The sequence below is a fragment of the Zooshikella ganghwensis DSM 15267 genome, assembly GCF_000428585.1.
In the GTDB taxonomy this organism is placed as follows: Bacteria; Pseudomonadota; Gammaproteobacteria; order Pseudomonadales; family Zooshikellaceae; genus Zooshikella; species Zooshikella ganghwensis.
In genome coordinates this window covers 1-17008 of the sequence record NZ_AUAF01000110.1, presented here as the reverse complement: position 1 = coordinate 17008, position 17008 = coordinate 1, and the positions used below count along the sequence as shown (strand labels likewise).

Sequence of the window (17008 nt, the reverse complement as noted above, 5' to 3'; positions counted from 1 at the left end):
TGGGGTTGTATTCCTTAGCCTGTGTTATCGCCAAAGAAATGAGACAATCCACTCTTTTACAACCGGCATTAACCAGTTGGTATGACAAAAAAGATCAAGCAACATTTTCCGATGTCATCGCATTTATTAGGCGAACAATTTGGGCTGAAGAATATTTTTCAAACTCAAGTATAAGTGATGACTTTATTAAATTAACACCCAATGACGCTGACACTTTAATTAATCAACTCGCGATGGCTGCTTGATGGCCAAAGTCGAGCTTATGTAATACGTGATAAAACACCTCCTATCTTGGATCGCATAATACCGCCAGTGCCTGAGCCTGATACTTCGCCTGATGTAAATTTCAAAATTGTAATTGAAGTGGCAGGTATCCAACATAACAGCTCACAACGGCTGTATTTAGGTACCGAAAAAGACAGTGAACAAGGGCTTGATCTAAAAGCCGCTGTCACCCACTTTAAGGATGAAGAGCATTATCGCAGCCTCGTCGAGTTTAATAACCTCCAGAATGTCCCCCGAGAGCTGGGTATTCGTATTGCCATGCATGGTCGTGGTGAACCTCCTCTTTATCTGCCACTTATTCAACAGCTTCAGCCTGTACCAAAAGAAACAGAAAAAGCACTTTGGGATACGATCATTATTCCCGTCAAACCCTTGACTTATATTAATGAGAAAAAATCCCGTCCAGAATCGGATATCCTCCAAGAGGATGGCTGGGTCTATGTGTTTTGGAAAAATAAACTATGGCGGGAACTACAAGTCAGCAACAACCAAACCTACCGCGATACACGTCTGACGCTGCATCGTCATGCCCGCCAAAGCCGCTTAGGATTATCTGACCCCAATGTGCGTGAAGCACTTGGCACTGCTTACGACACTATCTGGGTACCCTATAAACTGAATGGTGAAGTACAGCAAGGTGCAAATGGCGTAAAAATGCTGTTTAGCCCACAGCAACTAAGTTGGGATGATATTGACCAGCTTGAAAGTAATCCTGCTGAACTGGATAAACAGGCTACATCCGTTGATAGTGTTGCAGTTTATGAACAAAGCAAAGGTTTTGATTTAGCAGAGGGGCCTGTTGGTCCCATTGCTCCAGCACTGCTTGACCAAAATAAAGAAGTGGTTCCCCCGCAAAAAAATAAACGTGTCTCATCAGAACGATACCTCGATCGTAACCGCGCCAATAAAATTCCTGTCGTTTATTTAACTGAGCGCCCTATTGATACTAAAGTGACGGCTATTTACCCCGTTCGCTTTGCTTATGCTAACTTTTTTTGAAGAATCACTCGAAAAAGCAGCTGAGCCACCATCCATCAATACCATGCTCGGCGCAAACACCATCGCTGATGGCAAAGGCTACGTCATACGATTATTACGCCAAGGCTGGGTATATATTCGGGAAGAAGATGACAGCGCTAACGGCCATTTTCATATCTTTAAATACACAAAAACAGAAGAGAACGGCACCGTAAAAGAGCAGTTTGATAAATACCTCTTTAAAAACAAAGTGAATGCACAAGGTTGCTTGGTATATGACAGCTCTGGCAGTGAGAACGGCTACCCTTTCATTTTTGTTAAGCGCTCTTTAAAAGAAATCAGTATCGCCTACAGTGAGCATGAGTGGCACGCTGATGTCATCGATAAAATGAATGGGCAACTGGACGCGCGTAAAAAAGCGATGCAACGGGTCAATTTGCATGCTGATCAAGATCCTTACGCACTACCTGCTACCACAGAAAACTTTAAACAGCTGGTTGAGGATTACCGGGGCCGCAAAAATCGTTTATTAGCGCTAAAAAATGCCGATGTAGACCCCTCTGTCAAAGACATCAGTTTAGACATTCTCACAACAGAAACATCCTACGAGCTTGAAGCTGACCAAATTGCGGCTGAACTTCAGGAAAAAACACTGTACAGCAAGACAGCACGAATCGTTGCTTTACACGATCCTGTTGGTCGTCAAAAAGAAATTGCCCGTGTTCATGCCATGTTGTCGCTCTGGGAGAAAGAGTATGCCTCTAAAAGTATGTATCCCTATGTCATTGGGCAAATTGTCAATGACTTAAAGCGCTCGGCAGAAGGTGAAGTTAAAGAAATTATACAAGACTCTATAAACTGGCAAGAGCATGGCGAACACTGGCAAAAAATAGAGGATGAGTTTTCAGTATTCAAAGAACGGCAAGAGCAGTTTGCTGAACTTTATAAATCCTTCATGTTTGGTTCTGCCAATGTTGGCAACCTTGGCTCTCTTGATAACTATTTTAATAACTTTTTTTGTCGTGCCCCCCACTCTGATCAAGACGCAGAACACGAGTTACAAAAGCTTTGCAAGCTAACTGAAGGCATATTCCAAGGGATTTTATCATCAGCTTCTGGTAAGCAAGTGCTAGAAGAGATTATTTCAGATGCTGCAGAAGAAAACTCTAAAAATGGCTATTACGCTATTTTCCAAATATTCAGGCTTATTGTTACTACTCCACAAAAAGGTTTTGACTGGTCAATCGCTTCAGTGAAAGTAGTTGATTTCGTGTTACAGCAAATTGGCGCCATTTGGGGGTATTCAGTTTCTTTGTTTAAGTTTGGCCAGCGAACAGCCAATAAGCTTACGTTTAACGCCTTAAAGTATGTAACAGATCAGCTAATATACGATGTACTAAGAGTCTACGGGTTAGAGCTTGATATCAATAAAAGAATACGCATGACCCATGATGAGCTGGCTAAAACGTTGGCTCACTATATTAATAAATCCAGTAGTGGTAAAAGTGCCAACACCATTCTCGATAAAGCGAAACAAAAAGTTCAACGAGGCCAGTCATTATTTAACTGGGCAGAGCGGGTGAAAAACCAAAAACTACCTGAACTTCTTGATCTTTCAGAAGTGCGAGCAATGAATGCTTCAGGGAAGCGCTATTCATTTGTTGTCCCAACTAACAGAGTTGAATCAATAGGCTTAATTTTCGATACCAGCTTTGCTGGCTTGTCATGTGTTTTTAACCTCATGTCAATTTATGACATAACCCAATCCACCCAGTTTTCCAACGCAAACCCTCTCAATAGAAGAAATGATTTATATTCAGCCATATCCCTAACGGCTACTATCAGCTCACTTACCCTTGATAGCTTTCTGATTCTACGTTCAGCTGCTCTTGTTACACAGCCAGCACTAAACAAAGCGGCTCCTTTGTTGGCCCAAGCTTTAGCGCCTAAGCTGATGAAAGAGGCAACCAGTCTCGGTACGTTTCTTACGTCCAGAACTGCTATGGGCATAGTTGCATTAGCAAACTTTGCAACTATGTTGTCAGCAGCATGGGATGCCCTTAGGGCGTACAACCGAGGAAATTATAAAGAGGCTGCAGGTCACTCTTTAATGGCAGTAGGATCAGCATTGGTTTTTTGCCAGGCTTTATATATGTGGGGAACAACGACTACAGCAGCAGGAGCGGGTACGGCAAGCACGGGGGTTGGCTTTGGGCCAGGTGCAATTGTAGTCTCTGTTGGCCTGGTATTTCTGGGTACCGGTGCTGCACTCCAATATCTCTATGGTCAAACTCCATTAGAAATGCTGCTTAAAAATTGTTTTTGGGGATCAGGAGACCGATATTTATTCTGGCCTAAAGATAATGAGGGGATATTTGATCAATTCATAAGTGCTCAACGCCCTAATATAAAAAGACGGCTTATACTTGCGAGTCGTATGAGCTTAGAACCTAAGCTTCAGCTTGCTTATCGTATGGAACTACAGGAGTTTATGAATATCCTGTATATGCCTCAACTTGAGCTAGATAAAGATATCGGACTCTTTCCAGGTTCAGGCAATACCTACCACTATAAATTCATTTTACCAGGGTTTGAACCCGGCATATCTGAGGTTGAGTTTGCACTCTATACCAAGGCAGGTTTAGATGAAGATGGACAGTACATCATTAAACCTAACAAGTTACTCACTCAGCAGATGGCAGAAAAAATGAAGACGGCTGATGTAAAACTAAAAGAGGGAGTTGCTCACTTTAATATTGAGATGAAGTTCAATACCAAAGTCAGCATGTTCTGGGTATATCGGCCTCAACCTGATGTTATTGTTCCAATGCGTTTAATTACCGATGATGGGAGATTAAAAACACCTATTATCGGCATGCGAGATGAGAGTCCATTGTGATGGGAAAGTTTATTAAAAATATTTATCCAAAGCCTTTTTTCCTAAAGTGGAAAGAATTGCTAATCATAGACCTTAGTTCATTTACGCAACCTGAGCCAATAGTTGAAGTTAACACTCGTCAACTTAAGATCATGCAAAATAAGACCAAAATCCGCAACTGGTGGATGACATTATTCTTAATTGGTTTTTTCTGTATGGGACTATTTCAGGCAATTTACATTGAACATGACTGGCGACAGGCTGAGTGGTCAGTTAAACGATTTATTCAAGTAAGTGAAGAGAGTTATGGCTCTGATTACTTTGATAAAAATGCAAGCCAGGATGAAATGGACATATATAATACAATTGGCGATGACAAAAAAATGTCATTCAAAGAGTTTATCCATGATCGCTATAACAACTACACGCACACCACGCAGCGTATTATTGGTGACACCATTTTTACGGGCATTCCCTTACTTGGTATTTCTATCCTATTGCCTTGGATAATTTTATTACGCAAGCCAGCCCCGTTGATTTTTGATCGGGAAAAACGAGTAGTATATAGCTGGCAAAAAGGGGGCGTTTGGGCACAGCGGTATGATGATATTCGGCTTCACGAAAACATCCAGATGATCCTATTTTTTCTACGTTGCGAACTAAAAGATGGTTCATTAGGCTGGGCGAAATACTCATTGCAACCCACAGGAAATCCTTTATTTTCACCGTTGTCAGCCTATAAACCCACTTTAGCGTATATTGCTCAATTTATGGAATATGGCCGAGAAAAAGTTTTACCTGATCAAGACTCATGGCAAGCCAAGCCTCCGTTTTACTTTAGGGATGATCCAGAACCTGCAAATATTGAACAAGAAATTAACCGTATTCTGCAGCGCATCACTGAAGTGAATAATGAAATTCCTTTAGATGAAGAGGGAAACCCTATTCCACCAGAGGAGTAAATTTCAAAAATACTGATAAAAAGATATCGTTAGTGTTTTGGCTCTGGTCAAGCTGGTGACAAAAGCAGCCTAATTCCCATTGAACACGCCGTGCATCCTTCCCTGGAAGCTCGATTACCGCGTCCTGCGGCAAACGGTTCAACGGTAACCAGCCGGCTTTTGTTGAAAAATAGAACCTATGACTTTACTAACAACCATCTATTTCAAGAATCTTTGTTTTATAATATTAACATCACCTCAATGTTCGCCAATGCTGCCTGAGATTGTTTGTGCAACACATGCCGGGAGCACGAGGAGTGTCAGAGGCCAAGGATGGCCTTCTGACACGGGTGAAGCAAATGATCTCTGGTTCCATATAACCACAGTATATCAATATATAATGCATATGCAGAAAACAGGTCAACAATGACAATTTATACGCAAAGAGTTAAGTGTAATGGCTAGACTTTTTAAAACCACTTATCCAAACCCTTTTTTTCTGAAAAGGAAAGAGTTGCTAGCCATTGATCTTAGTTCATTTACGCAACCAGAGCCAATTGTTGAAATTAACGATCATCAGCTTAAGGTCATGCAAAATAAAACCGAAATCCGTAATTTATGGGCAAGCCTTTTCTTTCTTGGGCTTATTTCTATGTTAGGGTTTAAGCTTCTTGACTATTACGAAGCATGGAATCATGCCGAATGGTTGAACCAAAAGTATATTGAAAGAAAAAGAAATATATATGGAAAAGACTTTTTTAAAAAAACCAATGATCAATATGCAATAAATCGATACAACCGGATTGGCTCTGATGAAGTAATGTCATTCAAAGAGTTTATCCACGATCGCTATAACAACTACACGCACATTACTCACCGTATTATTGGCGACATCATTTTTACGGGCATCCCCTTACTTGGCATTTTAATCCTATTGCCTTGGATTATCTTGTTACGTAAACCGGCCCCGTTGATTTTTGATCGAGAAAAACGTGTAGTATATAGCTGGCAAAAAGGTGGCGTTTGGGCACAGCGGTATGATGATATTCGGCTCCACGAAAACATCCAGATGATCCTATTTTTTCTACGTTGCGAACTAAAAGATGGTTCTTTAGGTTGGGCGAAATACCCATTACAACCCACCGGAAACCCTTTATTTTCACCACTTTCAGCTTATAAACCTACTTTAGCGTATATTGCTCAATTTATGGAATATGGCCGAGAAAAAGTTTTACCTGATCAAGACTCATGGCAAGCCAAGCCTCCGTTTTACTTTAGGGATGATCCAGAACCTGCAAATATCGAGCAAGAAATTGACCGTATTCTCCAGCGCATCACTGAGGTAAATAATGAAATTCCTTTAGATGGAGAGGGAAACCCTATTCCACCAGAGGAGTAAATTTCAAAAATACTGATAAAAAGATATCGTTAGTGTTTTGGCTCTGGTCAAGCTGGTGACAAAAGCAGCCTAATTCCCATTGAACACGCCATAAATCCTTCCCTGGAAGCTCGATTGCCGCGTCCTGCGGCAAACGGTTCAACGGTAATCAGCCAGCTTTTGTTGAAAAATAGAACCTATGACTTTACTAACAACCACCTATTTCAAGAATCTTTGTTTTATAATATTAACATCACCTCAATGTTCGCCAATGGTGCCTGAGATTGTTTGTACAACACGTGCCGGGAGCACGGGGAGTGTCAGAGGCCAAGGATGGCCTTCTGACACAGGTGAAGCAAATGATTTCAGATACTACGTGAACTTTTAATATCTATAAAATTCACTTTTAGTATTTTATTTAAACTGCCACTGTTGTCCTTTTGAATCATCCTTTGTCCAAATACCTACCCAATCGCCGTATTTTGTAAAGTGCTTCAAGTAAACCATACGATACGCCAAGTTTTGAATACGACCATCAACCAGTTGCCAGCGCTGATTAAGCTGTTGCGCATTGCATTGACCAATGACTGCTCGATTAGTCCCTTTCCACCACTGTGGCATTTGCAAGCATTTATCAGGCGCATTAGCAGGATGTAACAAACCTTTACTATCTAACTCCCATTGCTGAGATTTTGAGTTACTACAACGCGACGCATTGATGCGCGCGCCATTGGCACTGCTATTACTGGTTGTACCTAAACACACATTAAGTTTATTCTTTACAAGCTTAAACTTATTATTGCCTGGATCAGGGTTTGGCGTCGGATCTGGATTAGGGGTTGGGTCTGGATCGGGTTTACTCTGGCATGTATTGGTACCACGTAGTTTACCAAAGTTTTGCGTCCATAAATGTCGATAGCGATTATTGCTGTTATAGGCATAACCTACACCAATATCGCAATAATTTTTACTCAAAATAGAAGCTCTATGCCCAGAGCTGTTCATCCATTGCTCCATAGTGCCTTCGGCATTCGAAGAACCCGCAGCAATATTTTCAGCTGCATAACCATGCTGGTATCCCTGCGCCTTCATACGCTCAAACGGTGATCGTCCATCACGACTGGTATGGCTAAAATAGTTATTCTGAGCCATATCTTCAGAGTGCAAACGAGATGACTTAGCCAGTTTGGAATCATAATTATATTTGTGTAAATTCCGAGCTGCACGTTCCTGGTTGACTAATTTAAAAACAGCCTGCTCTCTAGTTTCATCCAGCATTTTGGCAACATTTGTCGTGCCTTGTTTCATTTCACGAATTAGCTGTTGTCCTTCAAGGTAACGGATAAAAAATGTTCTCTCCATAACCTCAATTTTACCAGAAACGCTTTCTGGAGAAATCGCAAGAATTACTTTACTGTTTGGCTCACTGTCAACAGCTCCCATCCATAAGCTACTTACTTGAGTACCTGAGATCTCAGAGGGTTGAAAACTTGTAGATGCGCCATTATCCACAACATGCTTCTTATTTACAATAACTTGAATTCCATCAAACAATTGTATTTTCAATTTATCCAAAGCAAGCAAATTGGTCGTTAAGATCTCAGGATTAATGTGAATTATTTTCTCTTTTTTAACGATGGAACTTTGGTTATTTACTTCAACAGCAGTGTGAACTGTGCTTTCTTGTGTTAGGTTTAATGTTTTAGCATTGACAACATTAACAAAAAGCACTGCTAGAGGAAGCGCAATAACTTTTGATACGCTCATAAACCTTCCTTAATACAAAAACTTACTATTATTAATAATATATTAAGAAGTTTATAATTTTCGTTGAGCTTATCGCAAAGAACACATACGCTATTATTTTTTAATAGTTAATGAGAAGTAAACTTAGACAAAAATATCAAGAGTGTATAGTTTCACATAAAAAAAGATAGTCAGTCTATTCTATTTTTTTGCAAACCCTTCATGAGGCTCAACGGGGGAATGAACCAAATTATAGTGACACTGAATGCACGTTTCTTTATTAAAAAATGACTGCGCGTGTGCTCGTTGCCCCTCAAGCGATGAAACTGCAATTTTAGACATGGTATGACAATTACGACAAGCCCTACTATCGTTGGCTAGCATTTGCTCTCTAACTTGTTTAGCTAACTGTGGCTTTAGGCTTTCCCAAACAGCTGGGTTAGTAAAGTCATTTCTTAATTCTGAAATACTATCATTAACGCCACCTTTAACATGTACCCATATAGCTAGTAATAGAGGCTTTGGTATATGGCAATCTGCACAACTAACCATAATACCACTGTCGGATGTTCGATGTTTAGAAGAAACATACACTTCATCATTTGCAATATATTTATTCATTGAATGACAACTATTACTACAAAAATCATCTGTAGATGTCACATAATTTACGTGCTCAGCCGTTAATATCAACAGCACGCCAATAACCACGCCAATGAATAATACAACTCGCTTATGTTTCAACATAGCTATTTATGAATACGTTTCGCAGACTCAATAGCCCACTCTTGATCCTTATTGGTATGACAGATCAAACAAGTATATTCAACTGTGATAAATGCTTTTCCCTCGTCATTTATCCGCACAAACTTGCCATCATCTGTAAACATCTTCCAGTTGGGATCTGTACTGATGCGAAACAGATGGCTGCGCACATCACCCTCAGCAATTTCGCCAATTTTAGCTTGGTGTTTGACTGACACAGCTGATTTAGCAACACGGGGCATATGACAGGTGGTGCATTGAAACTTGGCTTTTGCAGCAATACTATCAACTGTTTCAGTGTGGCAAGTATTACATGTGTTTTGTTCTCCTTTAAATCCATTCCCTTGATATTTTACGCTCTGGTGTGGGTCATGACAGGCTGTACATTTTATATAACGGTGGGGTGAAGCTAATAAATCTTCATACTGCTCATGATGTCTGATTAAACCATTGCTCGCGTCAATTTTATTAGCATTACCACGCCGATGACAGTCACCACAGTTTTCCTCAATACTAAGTTGTACTTGCTCAGGTTGAGAGGCATGACGAGCTCCAGCGCCGTGACAAGCTTCACAGGTAACTCCATCAGCATACCAAACCCCGTAAATACCAGGTAGATTATTTTGGTGTGGACCTTCAGGCCCAGATTGAACCCACCCTGTTGTATGACACACTCCACAGGTATAAGGTTTACGGGGTGTTTTACTTGCATCATAACCAGTCCAAGTAGATGCCGTTTTTAATATTTGGTTGGCTAAGTTATATTGACGAAATTTATCACCCGTTAATATATAGCCTTCTTTATCCATAAAACGTGCTTTCCATGCAAATCCTCCAATAACGTAGGAAATATCATTCCAATCTTTGTCCTCTGGTGGAGAAGGCACTCCAGGGGAAGTTCCTTTTGGAAAGGAGGGAGGGCCTGTTATTTTTTGAATTTTATGGGGATGCCCCGTTTTAATATAAGAAGAGTATATATCTGCGTGGCATTGATTGCATTTTTTGTCGCCAGCATATGTCTGACTCGCAATAGTGCTAGCACTAATACATAACGAAAATATCGTAAAAAAAACAATAACCATAATCGCCTACGACGAACATTAGGCCAAAGATCAGTTTTCATTATTGAGTATTTTTGTCTATAAATATAAAAAATTTACAGCCCCTCAAAAATGATCTTTCAACCAAAAGATATATCCACAGATTAATCATTAAATAATAGCCACTCCATTTTATTAACAAAGCAGCATACCCTAAATGTAGTTAGCTTTGTGCAAAAACAAAAGAAGTTATCAGTTAATGTGCAGGGTAATTGCAGATAAATGCAATTTGGGATATGTACTAGGCGCGAAGCATGAAGTTTAGTTGTTCTAAATGAACAATGAGCAACAACGAGTAGTGCTTTTACCGTCGTAACTCTTCGGGCCGTGACTATTTTTCCACCGAGCGGTGTTACAAGTCATTTATGTAGAATGACTACATGGCATTCCTTGTGCCTTGCTAGGCGAAAAAATAGTCTACGGCAGTGGTGATTCAAATTGTGTTAACAGGCTCTAATACAAGAACAAGACCGTATTTATTCCACAATTAAAACACCACGATACATCTGCATTTGGCAATGAAAAGAGTACTCTCCAGATTTTAAAGGCGGAAGCTTAATTTCTGCAGGTTTATTCAGTGGTAATGCTTCACTAATCTCTAAGTCAGGAAACAGTACCATCTCTGCACAAGGTGAAGCATCTTTACGTATAAAGCGAAGTGTAACAGGCTGGTGAGCTGTTAGCTTAATGTGTGCTGGTTCATAGACACCATTATCAACTGTAACTATAAAGCTTGTGTTATCAACAACAGTTGTTGCCGGTTTATAAAGCCAGAACCACCAAATGATTAAGCCAATCAGCCCTAGCCCCATTACATTCATTAAAAGCATGTATCCCGCCCTCCTAATTATCCTGCGCTTTAAAAAGACGTAACCGGTTAGCATTAGTCACAACAGTTACTGAAGAGAATGCCATTGCAGCACCTGCAATAACAGGATTCAAGAGCATTCCCCAGAGTGGATATAAAACACCTGCTGCGACGGGGATACCTGCTATATTATAAATAAAAGCACCAAGCAAATTTTGCTTGATATTTTTCAATGTTGCTTTACTAATGGCAATGGCATCAGCCAGACCATGCAAAGAACCACGCATTAGCGTTACATCTGCACTTTCTATCGCGACATCGGTACCTGTGCCAATAGCAAACCCAACATGAGCCCTGGCTAAAGCAGGCGCATCATTAATGCCATCTCCTGTCATCCCCACAATTTCACCTTGCTGCTGTAGAAAAGCTACTTTTTCAGCTTTTTCTTCAGGTAATACCTCTGCAAAAAACTCACTAATCCCTACTTTTTCTGCAACAGCTGCGGCTGTAGCCTGATTATCACCCGTTACCATAACTACACGAATATTATTTTTTTGTAAACGTTGGATAGCAGAAATTGCATCTTCTTTTATTGGGTCTGCAACGGCAAGAATAGCACTAATATTTTCATTAACTGCAAAATAAATGGCCGTTTTAGCTTCGCTGGCTAACGTATCAACCTGATCCTTCACAGCATCAATATTAACGTTTTTAGCCCGCATTAACTTTTCATTTCCCAATAACAGCTGATTATTATTGCAACTTGCCTCAACACCATGACCTGTTATTGCTTTAAAAGCATCTATTTTTTTTAGCGATAAGTTACGCTCAGTAGCCGTTTCCATAATAGCCACAGCCAATGGATGCTCTGAACCTGATTCTAAACTCGCAGCAAGCTGCAAAATAGTTTCCTCACTCATATCATTCAATGCGATAATATCAGTGACTTTAGGGGCACCTTGGGTGATCGTTCCTGTTTTATCTAACATCATCGTAGTAATTTTTGACGCAGTCTGTAGTGCTTCACCATTACGCATTAACACACCTGCTTCAGCAGCTTTACCAACGCCAACCATTACTGACATTGGCGTTGCTAATCCCAGTGCACAGGGACATGCGATAATTAACACAGTCATGGCAGATACAAGGGCAAAAGCCAGGACGGGATCAGGTCCAAAATTAAGCCAAACCAAAGCACTTAACACTGAAATAATCATTACCGTTGGTACAAAATAAGCCGATATCACATCCGCTAACCGACCAATAGGTGGTTTAGAATTCTGTGCTCGTTTGACCATACTAATAATATGTGCCAGCGCAGTATCCTTACCAACACGTGTCGTAATAAATAAAACAGTACCATGCTTATTTAATGTACCACCTACGACCTCATCACCTATGCCTTTTTCTACAGGCATTGGCTCTCCAGACAACATAGACTCATCAACTGTTGTATTTCCCTCTTTGACGACACCATCAACAGGTATTTTCTCGCCAGGCCTGACCCGGATAATATCGTTCAGTTGTACATACTCAATGGGAATATCTATTTCCTTATCATTCCTTATCACTCGTGCTGTCTTAGGCTGTAACCCTACTAAACGTTTGATCGCTTCAGACGTTTTTCCCCTGGCTCTTAACTCCAGTGCTAACCCTAAATTTATTAAGCCAATAATCATGGTCGTTGCTTCAAAATACACATGACTCGCCATCTCTGGGACACTACTAGGCAGCAAGACCACCACCATGGAATATAGCCAGGCAGCCCCTGTCCCTAATGCAATAAGTGTATCCATTGTTGCGGAATGGTGTTGCAGTGACTTCCAAGCACCTAAATAAAAATGCTTTCCAGAGTAGACCATAACAGCCAGCGTCAAAAGTCCTACTATCAACCAGGCGATTTGCTCAAGGGTACTGGATACACTCATATCCCCGGTCCAAAGACCATAAATCATTAGGGGAACGCCTAAACCCAGTGCGACTGTCATATTACGAATTAACTGTTTATAGTGTTCAACGTCCGCCTTTGACTTTTCCTCAAGTACTTCTTGCTCGGTTGCTGTATTCATAACCTGAGCACGATAGCCAGCCTGCTCAACTGCATTAATGAGCTGCGTATCAGTAACACTACCAGAAACCTCAACCATACGCTGAGCAAAGTTCATCGTTGCTTGTTGAACACCCGGCACTTGTTTCAGTGCATTTTCAATTTTACCTACACAGCTAGCACATCCTGCTCCTTCAATAAGTAACTGATGTTGTGAAAGCTCACACTGCACCACACTCTTTTCTTTATTTGAGATTGACCGCTCCATCACCTTTTCCTATCTGAAAGCCAATGCTTAATGAGTCACCATATCCATGGCATTATAAACTACACCTTTGAGCTACACATAGGTCAAGCAAAGCCTGTCATAAGTTTAGGGAGTAAGCTAATCTCAGCCACAAAAAAAGGCCCAACACGGGCCTGTATTATTCTATATTTCAAAACGACTACTCTTTGAGTATACCCACTGATAAAGATATATTTATAATTTTTTTATTTTTGTTGTATTTGGAAAACGTCCTGGGCAAGATGCACTACTTCCACGTCCCGTAATGACATACCCTTCAGGTAAGGGTGATATAGAACACATCGTATCAGTATTTCTAGGTGTTTTAATTTTCCATACATTAGGAAATTGATGAGGACACGATGCACTACTTGATTCACTGGTAATAATGTAGTTTTTTGGTAGTTTTGATACTTTACAAATAGACTCAGACTGTCTTGGTTTTTTAATTTTCCATACATTAGGAAATTGATGAGGACACGATGCACTTGAACTTTCAGCAGTAATCACATAGCCATCAGGGAATGGTGAGATCTTACAAATACTATCAGATGTACTTGGTTTTTTGATAATCCACATATTAGGGAATCGTCCTGAACAACTGGCCCCAGAAGCCTCTCCGGTAATGACCCAGCCCTTTGGTACTCGCTGGTTCTTACAAATCCTCATACTCTGAGACACAATCGCATTATATACTTCAGTTTGATCATCATTCAAAGGAAGTAGCCCCTCCTCATTTATAGGACTTAGTTCCTCATACAAATAGTTTTCATCAGCATTAATAGCTGTAGTAAACTGACTTCCAATAGCAAAAGCAATGACAGAATAACCAAGTATTTTTTTCATTTTTCAAATTCCTTCCATGAGAATCAAACTCACCCTAATTTAATTCTCTGCAAGAATCAATATAGACAAAAGTCTATACACTCATACCCAATACGAATGTTTTTTAGGTGTGGCCATCCAGTGACGAAGCCCCATGAGCCTATATTAATAGGTGATTGGGGTGAAGAGTGAAGATAACAAAACCTAGAAATCATTCGTGAAGGGTATATAAGTTAATTTTTTATTTATTATTGGATATAGAAAAATGCATATAACTTGCTTTTAAAACATCATTGCCAAAAGCCTGTATAACGACCAATTCGCAATACTTTAATCAGCACAACCTCTATCCTTTAAAAGCTATTTTATGCTATTGCCTTGTTATTTGATATAGCAATAGCTTAATTAGCATATACTATTTTTATTTAGAAGACTCCTCTTTAGTAAGCACTTTTATTCTGATTCTCAGATGAACATTTTCAATAACCAGCAATATAATTGAAATCAAAATGAAAATTTCAAAAATGATAGACTGGCCACTGCTACTCCAAAATAACCAGGCCAAAATGGCCAGAACAATAGCTGTGAGCAATAAAAGAAAACGGTCAGTAAGTAACTCCAAATATCTTTTCATTATTTTACGTATCTATTTATAGATGGTATACCCAAAGCGAAATGTATACCCCCAGTGTAGGGTATATACGCAGTAACAAACATAATATCGCACAGTATAGATTCAAATAATTTCATTAGTATGTTAAGAAGAACAAAACTATGCTTTCTACTTGGCACACCACTTGCTCATCTTGACCTTACACATTAAGTTGGCGAAGAACTGAAGTATTTTTATGAAGATTATAATTGACGACTTATCCAAGCCAAAGGTAATCCAGTTACTCACAGAACATCTGGATGGTATGAAAGCAAACTCACCGCCAAAAAGCATTCATGCACTTGATCTCGAGGCACTACGTAAACCTGAAATTACTTTCTGGAGTGCATGGGAAGGACTAGAGGTTACAGGTTGTGGTGCACTAAAAAGACTCACTGTGCACCATGCTGAACTAAAATCTATGCGAACAGCTAAATCTCATCTACGAAAAGGGGTTGCTACTCACCTACTGCATCATATCCTGATTAAGGCTAAAGAACGAGGTTACAAACAAGTCAGCCTTGAAACAGGCACGACAGAAGTTTTCAAGCCTGCACACAAGTTATATGAACGCTTTGGTTTCAGCTATTGCGAACCATTTTCAGACTACTCTGATGATCCATTTAGTACTTTTATGACCAAACAGCTCTAACACCCTGGGGCAATCTCAAATAATTTTTTAAAGTATCGCAATCCAAAGTCGGTCAGCAATGCTTGAATGGGTTTGTGAAACAGGTGCTAGAAGTACTCTGTATAGAGTTGTGAGAGGTACAACCAGCATTTTGCTAATAAGCTGACCACTTAACTTAAAGCAATAATCTTTAAAGCTATCTTTTTAGCTTTTTGTGCTGCCTCAAGATCACCTAAGACATATGCTTGACTAATTGCACCTTCTTTTAAAAAACAAAGCACTTCAGTTACAGTCGCAACATTATCATTAGATATATTCAATTGCCGAACATGCTGTTCAATCAGGTGAGATACCTTTTCTTTGTGTGCTAGACAGCGCTGATTAACCTCATGATTAGAAAACTCAGCACATGCATTAATAAAAAAACAACCACGAAAATCCATTAATACATCTACTCTACTATTAAACCAATCATCCAGTGCATCAAAAAATACTTCAATAGCAGGCAAACCTTTTTTAACTCCATCTAATCTTGTCTTGAGCCAATTAATAAAAATTTTATCCCTATAACTAACAACTTCACATACCAGCTGCTCTTTACTTTCAAAATAGGAATACAACGTTTTTTTTGCAATACCTGACTCTTTAAGTATCTGGTTTATACCTACCGCATGAATACCATGTTTATAAAAAAGCTCAAAAGCTGTTTGAATCAGTTTTTCTCGCTTATTCATTAACTTACTCATCAAGATCTTGTTCTGAAAAACTATGTTGACATAAGTATACAAGTTTGTCTACTATAGCTTATAGACAGATCGGTCTACCATTCAATAATGGAGTTATATCATTATGATCTCAAATGTTCTGACACGCTGGCCTGCAGTCACAGCAGGTATAGGTGCAATGTTGTGTATTACAGCCTTGGGTTCATTAGACCAGGCTGCACAGCCTCTTGCATGGTTAATGGCGCCATATGGTGCAACTATGGTTATTTTATTTGGCCTGCCTGATAGTCCACTTGCCCAACCACGAAATATTATACTGGGACACCTAATGACCACCTTAATTGGCTTAGTGATGGTAAACATGTTTGAGGTAAATGCTTGGACAATGGGGGCAGCTGTCGGTCTTGCAGTAGCCTTTATGATACTAACAAAAACAACACACCCTCCAGCTGGAGCTAACCCTTTATTGGTTATGCTAACAGGAAAGTCATGGATGTTTTTGTTTAACCCTGTATTGATTGGTACCCTACTCATTGTAACGATTGGTGTAGTATATCATCGATGGATTTGTAAGCGTGTATACCCCATAAGATGGCCTTAATAACCTCTAAAAAGAGGTACAAAAGCATATTGAGACATTAAAACTCAACATGCCTGTCTTTTAACCTATTTGATTCATGTTTTTTAGCCTAACGCGATGCTCGACTTTTTAGCCTATTAATTTAGCTAACTGAAGAGGAGCATTGCCTTGGTTCCTATTAAATAATACACACAAACTGTGTGATAATAGCTTGCGGGTAATTCGATTAGTCAAGCTCCATAGTGTTCTGCCTTTGGTTCGCTGAATATTAAACCTTTCTACTAGCTGACCAATCGTTGTCTCCACCCGCCGTCGGAGCCGGTTTAACTGTCCCCTCCATTTCTCAGGGAGTTGATCCACCATGTTTTCTCTGACCGGTGTTT

Annotated in this window: 14 protein-coding genes and 1 pseudogene; 7 read left to right on the top strand and 8 right to left on the bottom strand. The window is 39.9% G+C overall.

Translation table 11 applies throughout. The annotated features are described in order from the left end of the window. From F607_RS34760 to F607_RS0118995, 5 genes are all read left to right on the top strand, one after another. Positions 1–245: hypothetical protein (locus F607_RS34760; protein WP_027709358.1), on the top strand; the 245-nt coding region annotated here is incomplete at its 5' end. A 46-nt stretch (positions 246–291) separates the two neighbouring features. Beyond that, entirely contained in the window at positions 292–1284 is a 993-nt protein-coding gene (locus tag F607_RS0119010; RefSeq protein ID WP_157365535.1) for a hypothetical protein, read from the top strand. After that, entirely contained in the window at positions 1268–4162 is a 2895-nt protein-coding gene (locus F607_RS0119005) for a toxin VasX (RefSeq protein WP_027709356.1), read from the top strand. Before F607_RS0119010 ends, F607_RS0119005 begins: the two co-directional genes overlap by 17 nt. Continuing rightward, entirely contained in the window at positions 4159–5103 is a 945-nt protein-coding gene (locus F607_RS0119000; protein ID WP_157365534.1) for a hypothetical protein, read from the top strand. The genes F607_RS0119005 and F607_RS0119000 overlap by 4 nt, the downstream gene beginning before the upstream one ends. Positions 5104–5539: 436 nt before the next feature. Beyond that, a complete protein-coding gene (locus F607_RS0118995) occupies positions 5540–6481 on the top strand; it encodes a hypothetical protein (RefSeq protein WP_027709354.1) in 942 nt (313 codons plus the stop codon). A gap of 393 nt (positions 6482–6874) precedes the next feature. Here F607_RS0118995 and F607_RS34215 read toward each other — a convergent pair whose 3' ends face one another. The 6 genes from F607_RS34215 to F607_RS0118965 form a co-directional block, all read right to left on the bottom strand. Next, positions 6875–8227: a CAP domain-containing protein gene (locus F607_RS34215; protein WP_051311636.1), complete on the bottom strand. Its 1353-nt coding sequence runs from the start codon at positions 8225–8227 to the stop codon at positions 6875–6877. Between the two features lie 180 nt (positions 8228–8407). Further along, positions 8408–8953, bottom strand: coding sequence for a NapC/NirT family cytochrome c (locus F607_RS0118985; RefSeq protein ID WP_027709353.1), 546 nt, complete (start codon positions 8951–8953; stop codon positions 8408–8410). A 2-nt stretch (positions 8954–8955) separates the two neighbouring features. Beyond that, complete coding sequence (locus F607_RS0118980; protein ID WP_169719822.1) at positions 8956–9858, bottom strand: cytochrome c3 family protein; 903 nt, start codon at positions 9856–9858, stop codon at positions 8956–8958. 689 nt (positions 9859–10547) lie between these two features. Next, positions 10548–10901 carry a cupredoxin domain-containing protein gene (locus F607_RS0118975; RefSeq protein WP_027709351.1) on the bottom strand — a complete coding sequence of 118 codons (354 nt, stop codon included), beginning with the start codon at positions 10899–10901 and terminating at the stop codon, positions 10548–10550. Positions 10902–10914: 13 nt separating this feature from the next. Then, complete coding sequence (locus F607_RS0118970) at positions 10915–13194, bottom strand: heavy metal translocating P-type ATPase (RefSeq protein WP_051311635.1); 2280 nt, start codon at positions 13192–13194, stop codon at positions 10915–10917. A 213-nt stretch (positions 13195–13407) separates the two neighbouring features. Then, positions 13408–14058, bottom strand: coding sequence for a hypothetical protein (locus tag F607_RS0118965; protein WP_027709349.1), 651 nt, complete (start codon positions 14056–14058; stop codon positions 13408–13410). 827 nt (positions 14059–14885) lie between these two features. Here F607_RS0118965 and F607_RS0118955 point away from each other — a divergent pair. Next, the gene (locus F607_RS0118955) at positions 14886–15341 is read left to right on the top strand and encodes a GNAT family N-acetyltransferase (protein WP_027709347.1); all 456 of its coding nucleotides are present in this window, start codon (positions 14886–14888) and stop codon (positions 15339–15341) included. 149 nt (positions 15342–15490) lie between these two features. Here F607_RS0118955 and F607_RS0118950 read toward each other — a convergent pair whose 3' ends face one another. After that, positions 15491–16054, bottom strand: a complete 564-nt coding sequence (locus F607_RS0118950; protein ID WP_027709346.1) for a TetR/AcrR family transcriptional regulator — start codon at positions 16052–16054, stop codon at positions 15491–15493. Between the two features lie 115 nt (positions 16055–16169). Here F607_RS0118950 and F607_RS0118945 point away from each other — a divergent pair, with 115 nt between their 5' ends. Continuing rightward, positions 16170–16646, top strand: a complete 477-nt coding sequence (locus F607_RS0118945) for an HPP family protein (RefSeq protein WP_027709345.1) — start codon at positions 16170–16172, stop codon at positions 16644–16646. A gap of 108 nt (positions 16647–16754) precedes the next feature. Here F607_RS0118945 and F607_RS34755 read toward each other — a convergent pair. Beyond that, positions 16755–17008: pseudogene (locus tag F607_RS34755) on the bottom strand (IS982 family transposase); the annotation flags it as partial.

What these genes read in the sequence shown, in the direction of transcription:
- F607_RS0118950 (WP_027709346.1), bottom strand. Translation starts at nt 16,054, where the DNA reads ATGAATAAGCGAGAAAAACTGATTCAAACAGCTTTTGAGCTTTTTTAT.
- F607_RS0118955 (WP_027709347.1), top strand. Translation starts at nt 14,886, where the DNA reads ATGAAGATTATAATTGACGACTTATCCAAGCCAAAGGTAATCCAGTTA.
- F607_RS0118985 (WP_027709353.1), bottom strand. Translation starts at nt 8,953, where the DNA reads ATGTTGAAACATAAGCGAGTTGTATTATTCATTGGCGTGGTTATTGGC.
- F607_RS0118965 (WP_027709349.1), bottom strand. Translation starts at nt 14,058, where the DNA reads ATGAAAAAAATACTTGGTTATTCTGTCATTGCTTTTGCTATTGGAAGT.
- F607_RS0118970 (WP_051311635.1), bottom strand. Translation starts at nt 13,194, where the DNA reads ATGGAGCGGTCAATCTCAAATAAAGAAAAGAGTGTGGTGCAGTGTGAG.
- F607_RS34215 (WP_051311636.1), bottom strand. Translation starts at nt 8,227, where the DNA reads ATGAGCGTATCAAAAGTTATTGCGCTTCCTCTAGCAGTGCTTTTTGTT.
- F607_RS0118945 (WP_027709345.1), top strand. Translation starts at nt 16,170, where the DNA reads ATGATCTCAAATGTTCTGACACGCTGGCCTGCAGTCACAGCAGGTATA.
- F607_RS0119005 (WP_027709356.1), top strand. Translation starts at nt 1,268, where the DNA reads ATGCTAACTTTTTTTGAAGAATCACTCGAAAAAGCAGCTGAGCCACCA.
- F607_RS0118975 (WP_027709351.1), bottom strand. Translation starts at nt 10,901, where the DNA reads ATGCTTTTAATGAATGTAATGGGGCTAGGGCTGATTGGCTTAATCATT.
- F607_RS0118995 (WP_027709354.1), top strand. Translation starts at nt 5,540, where the DNA reads ATGGCTAGACTTTTTAAAACCACTTATCCAAACCCTTTTTTTCTGAAA.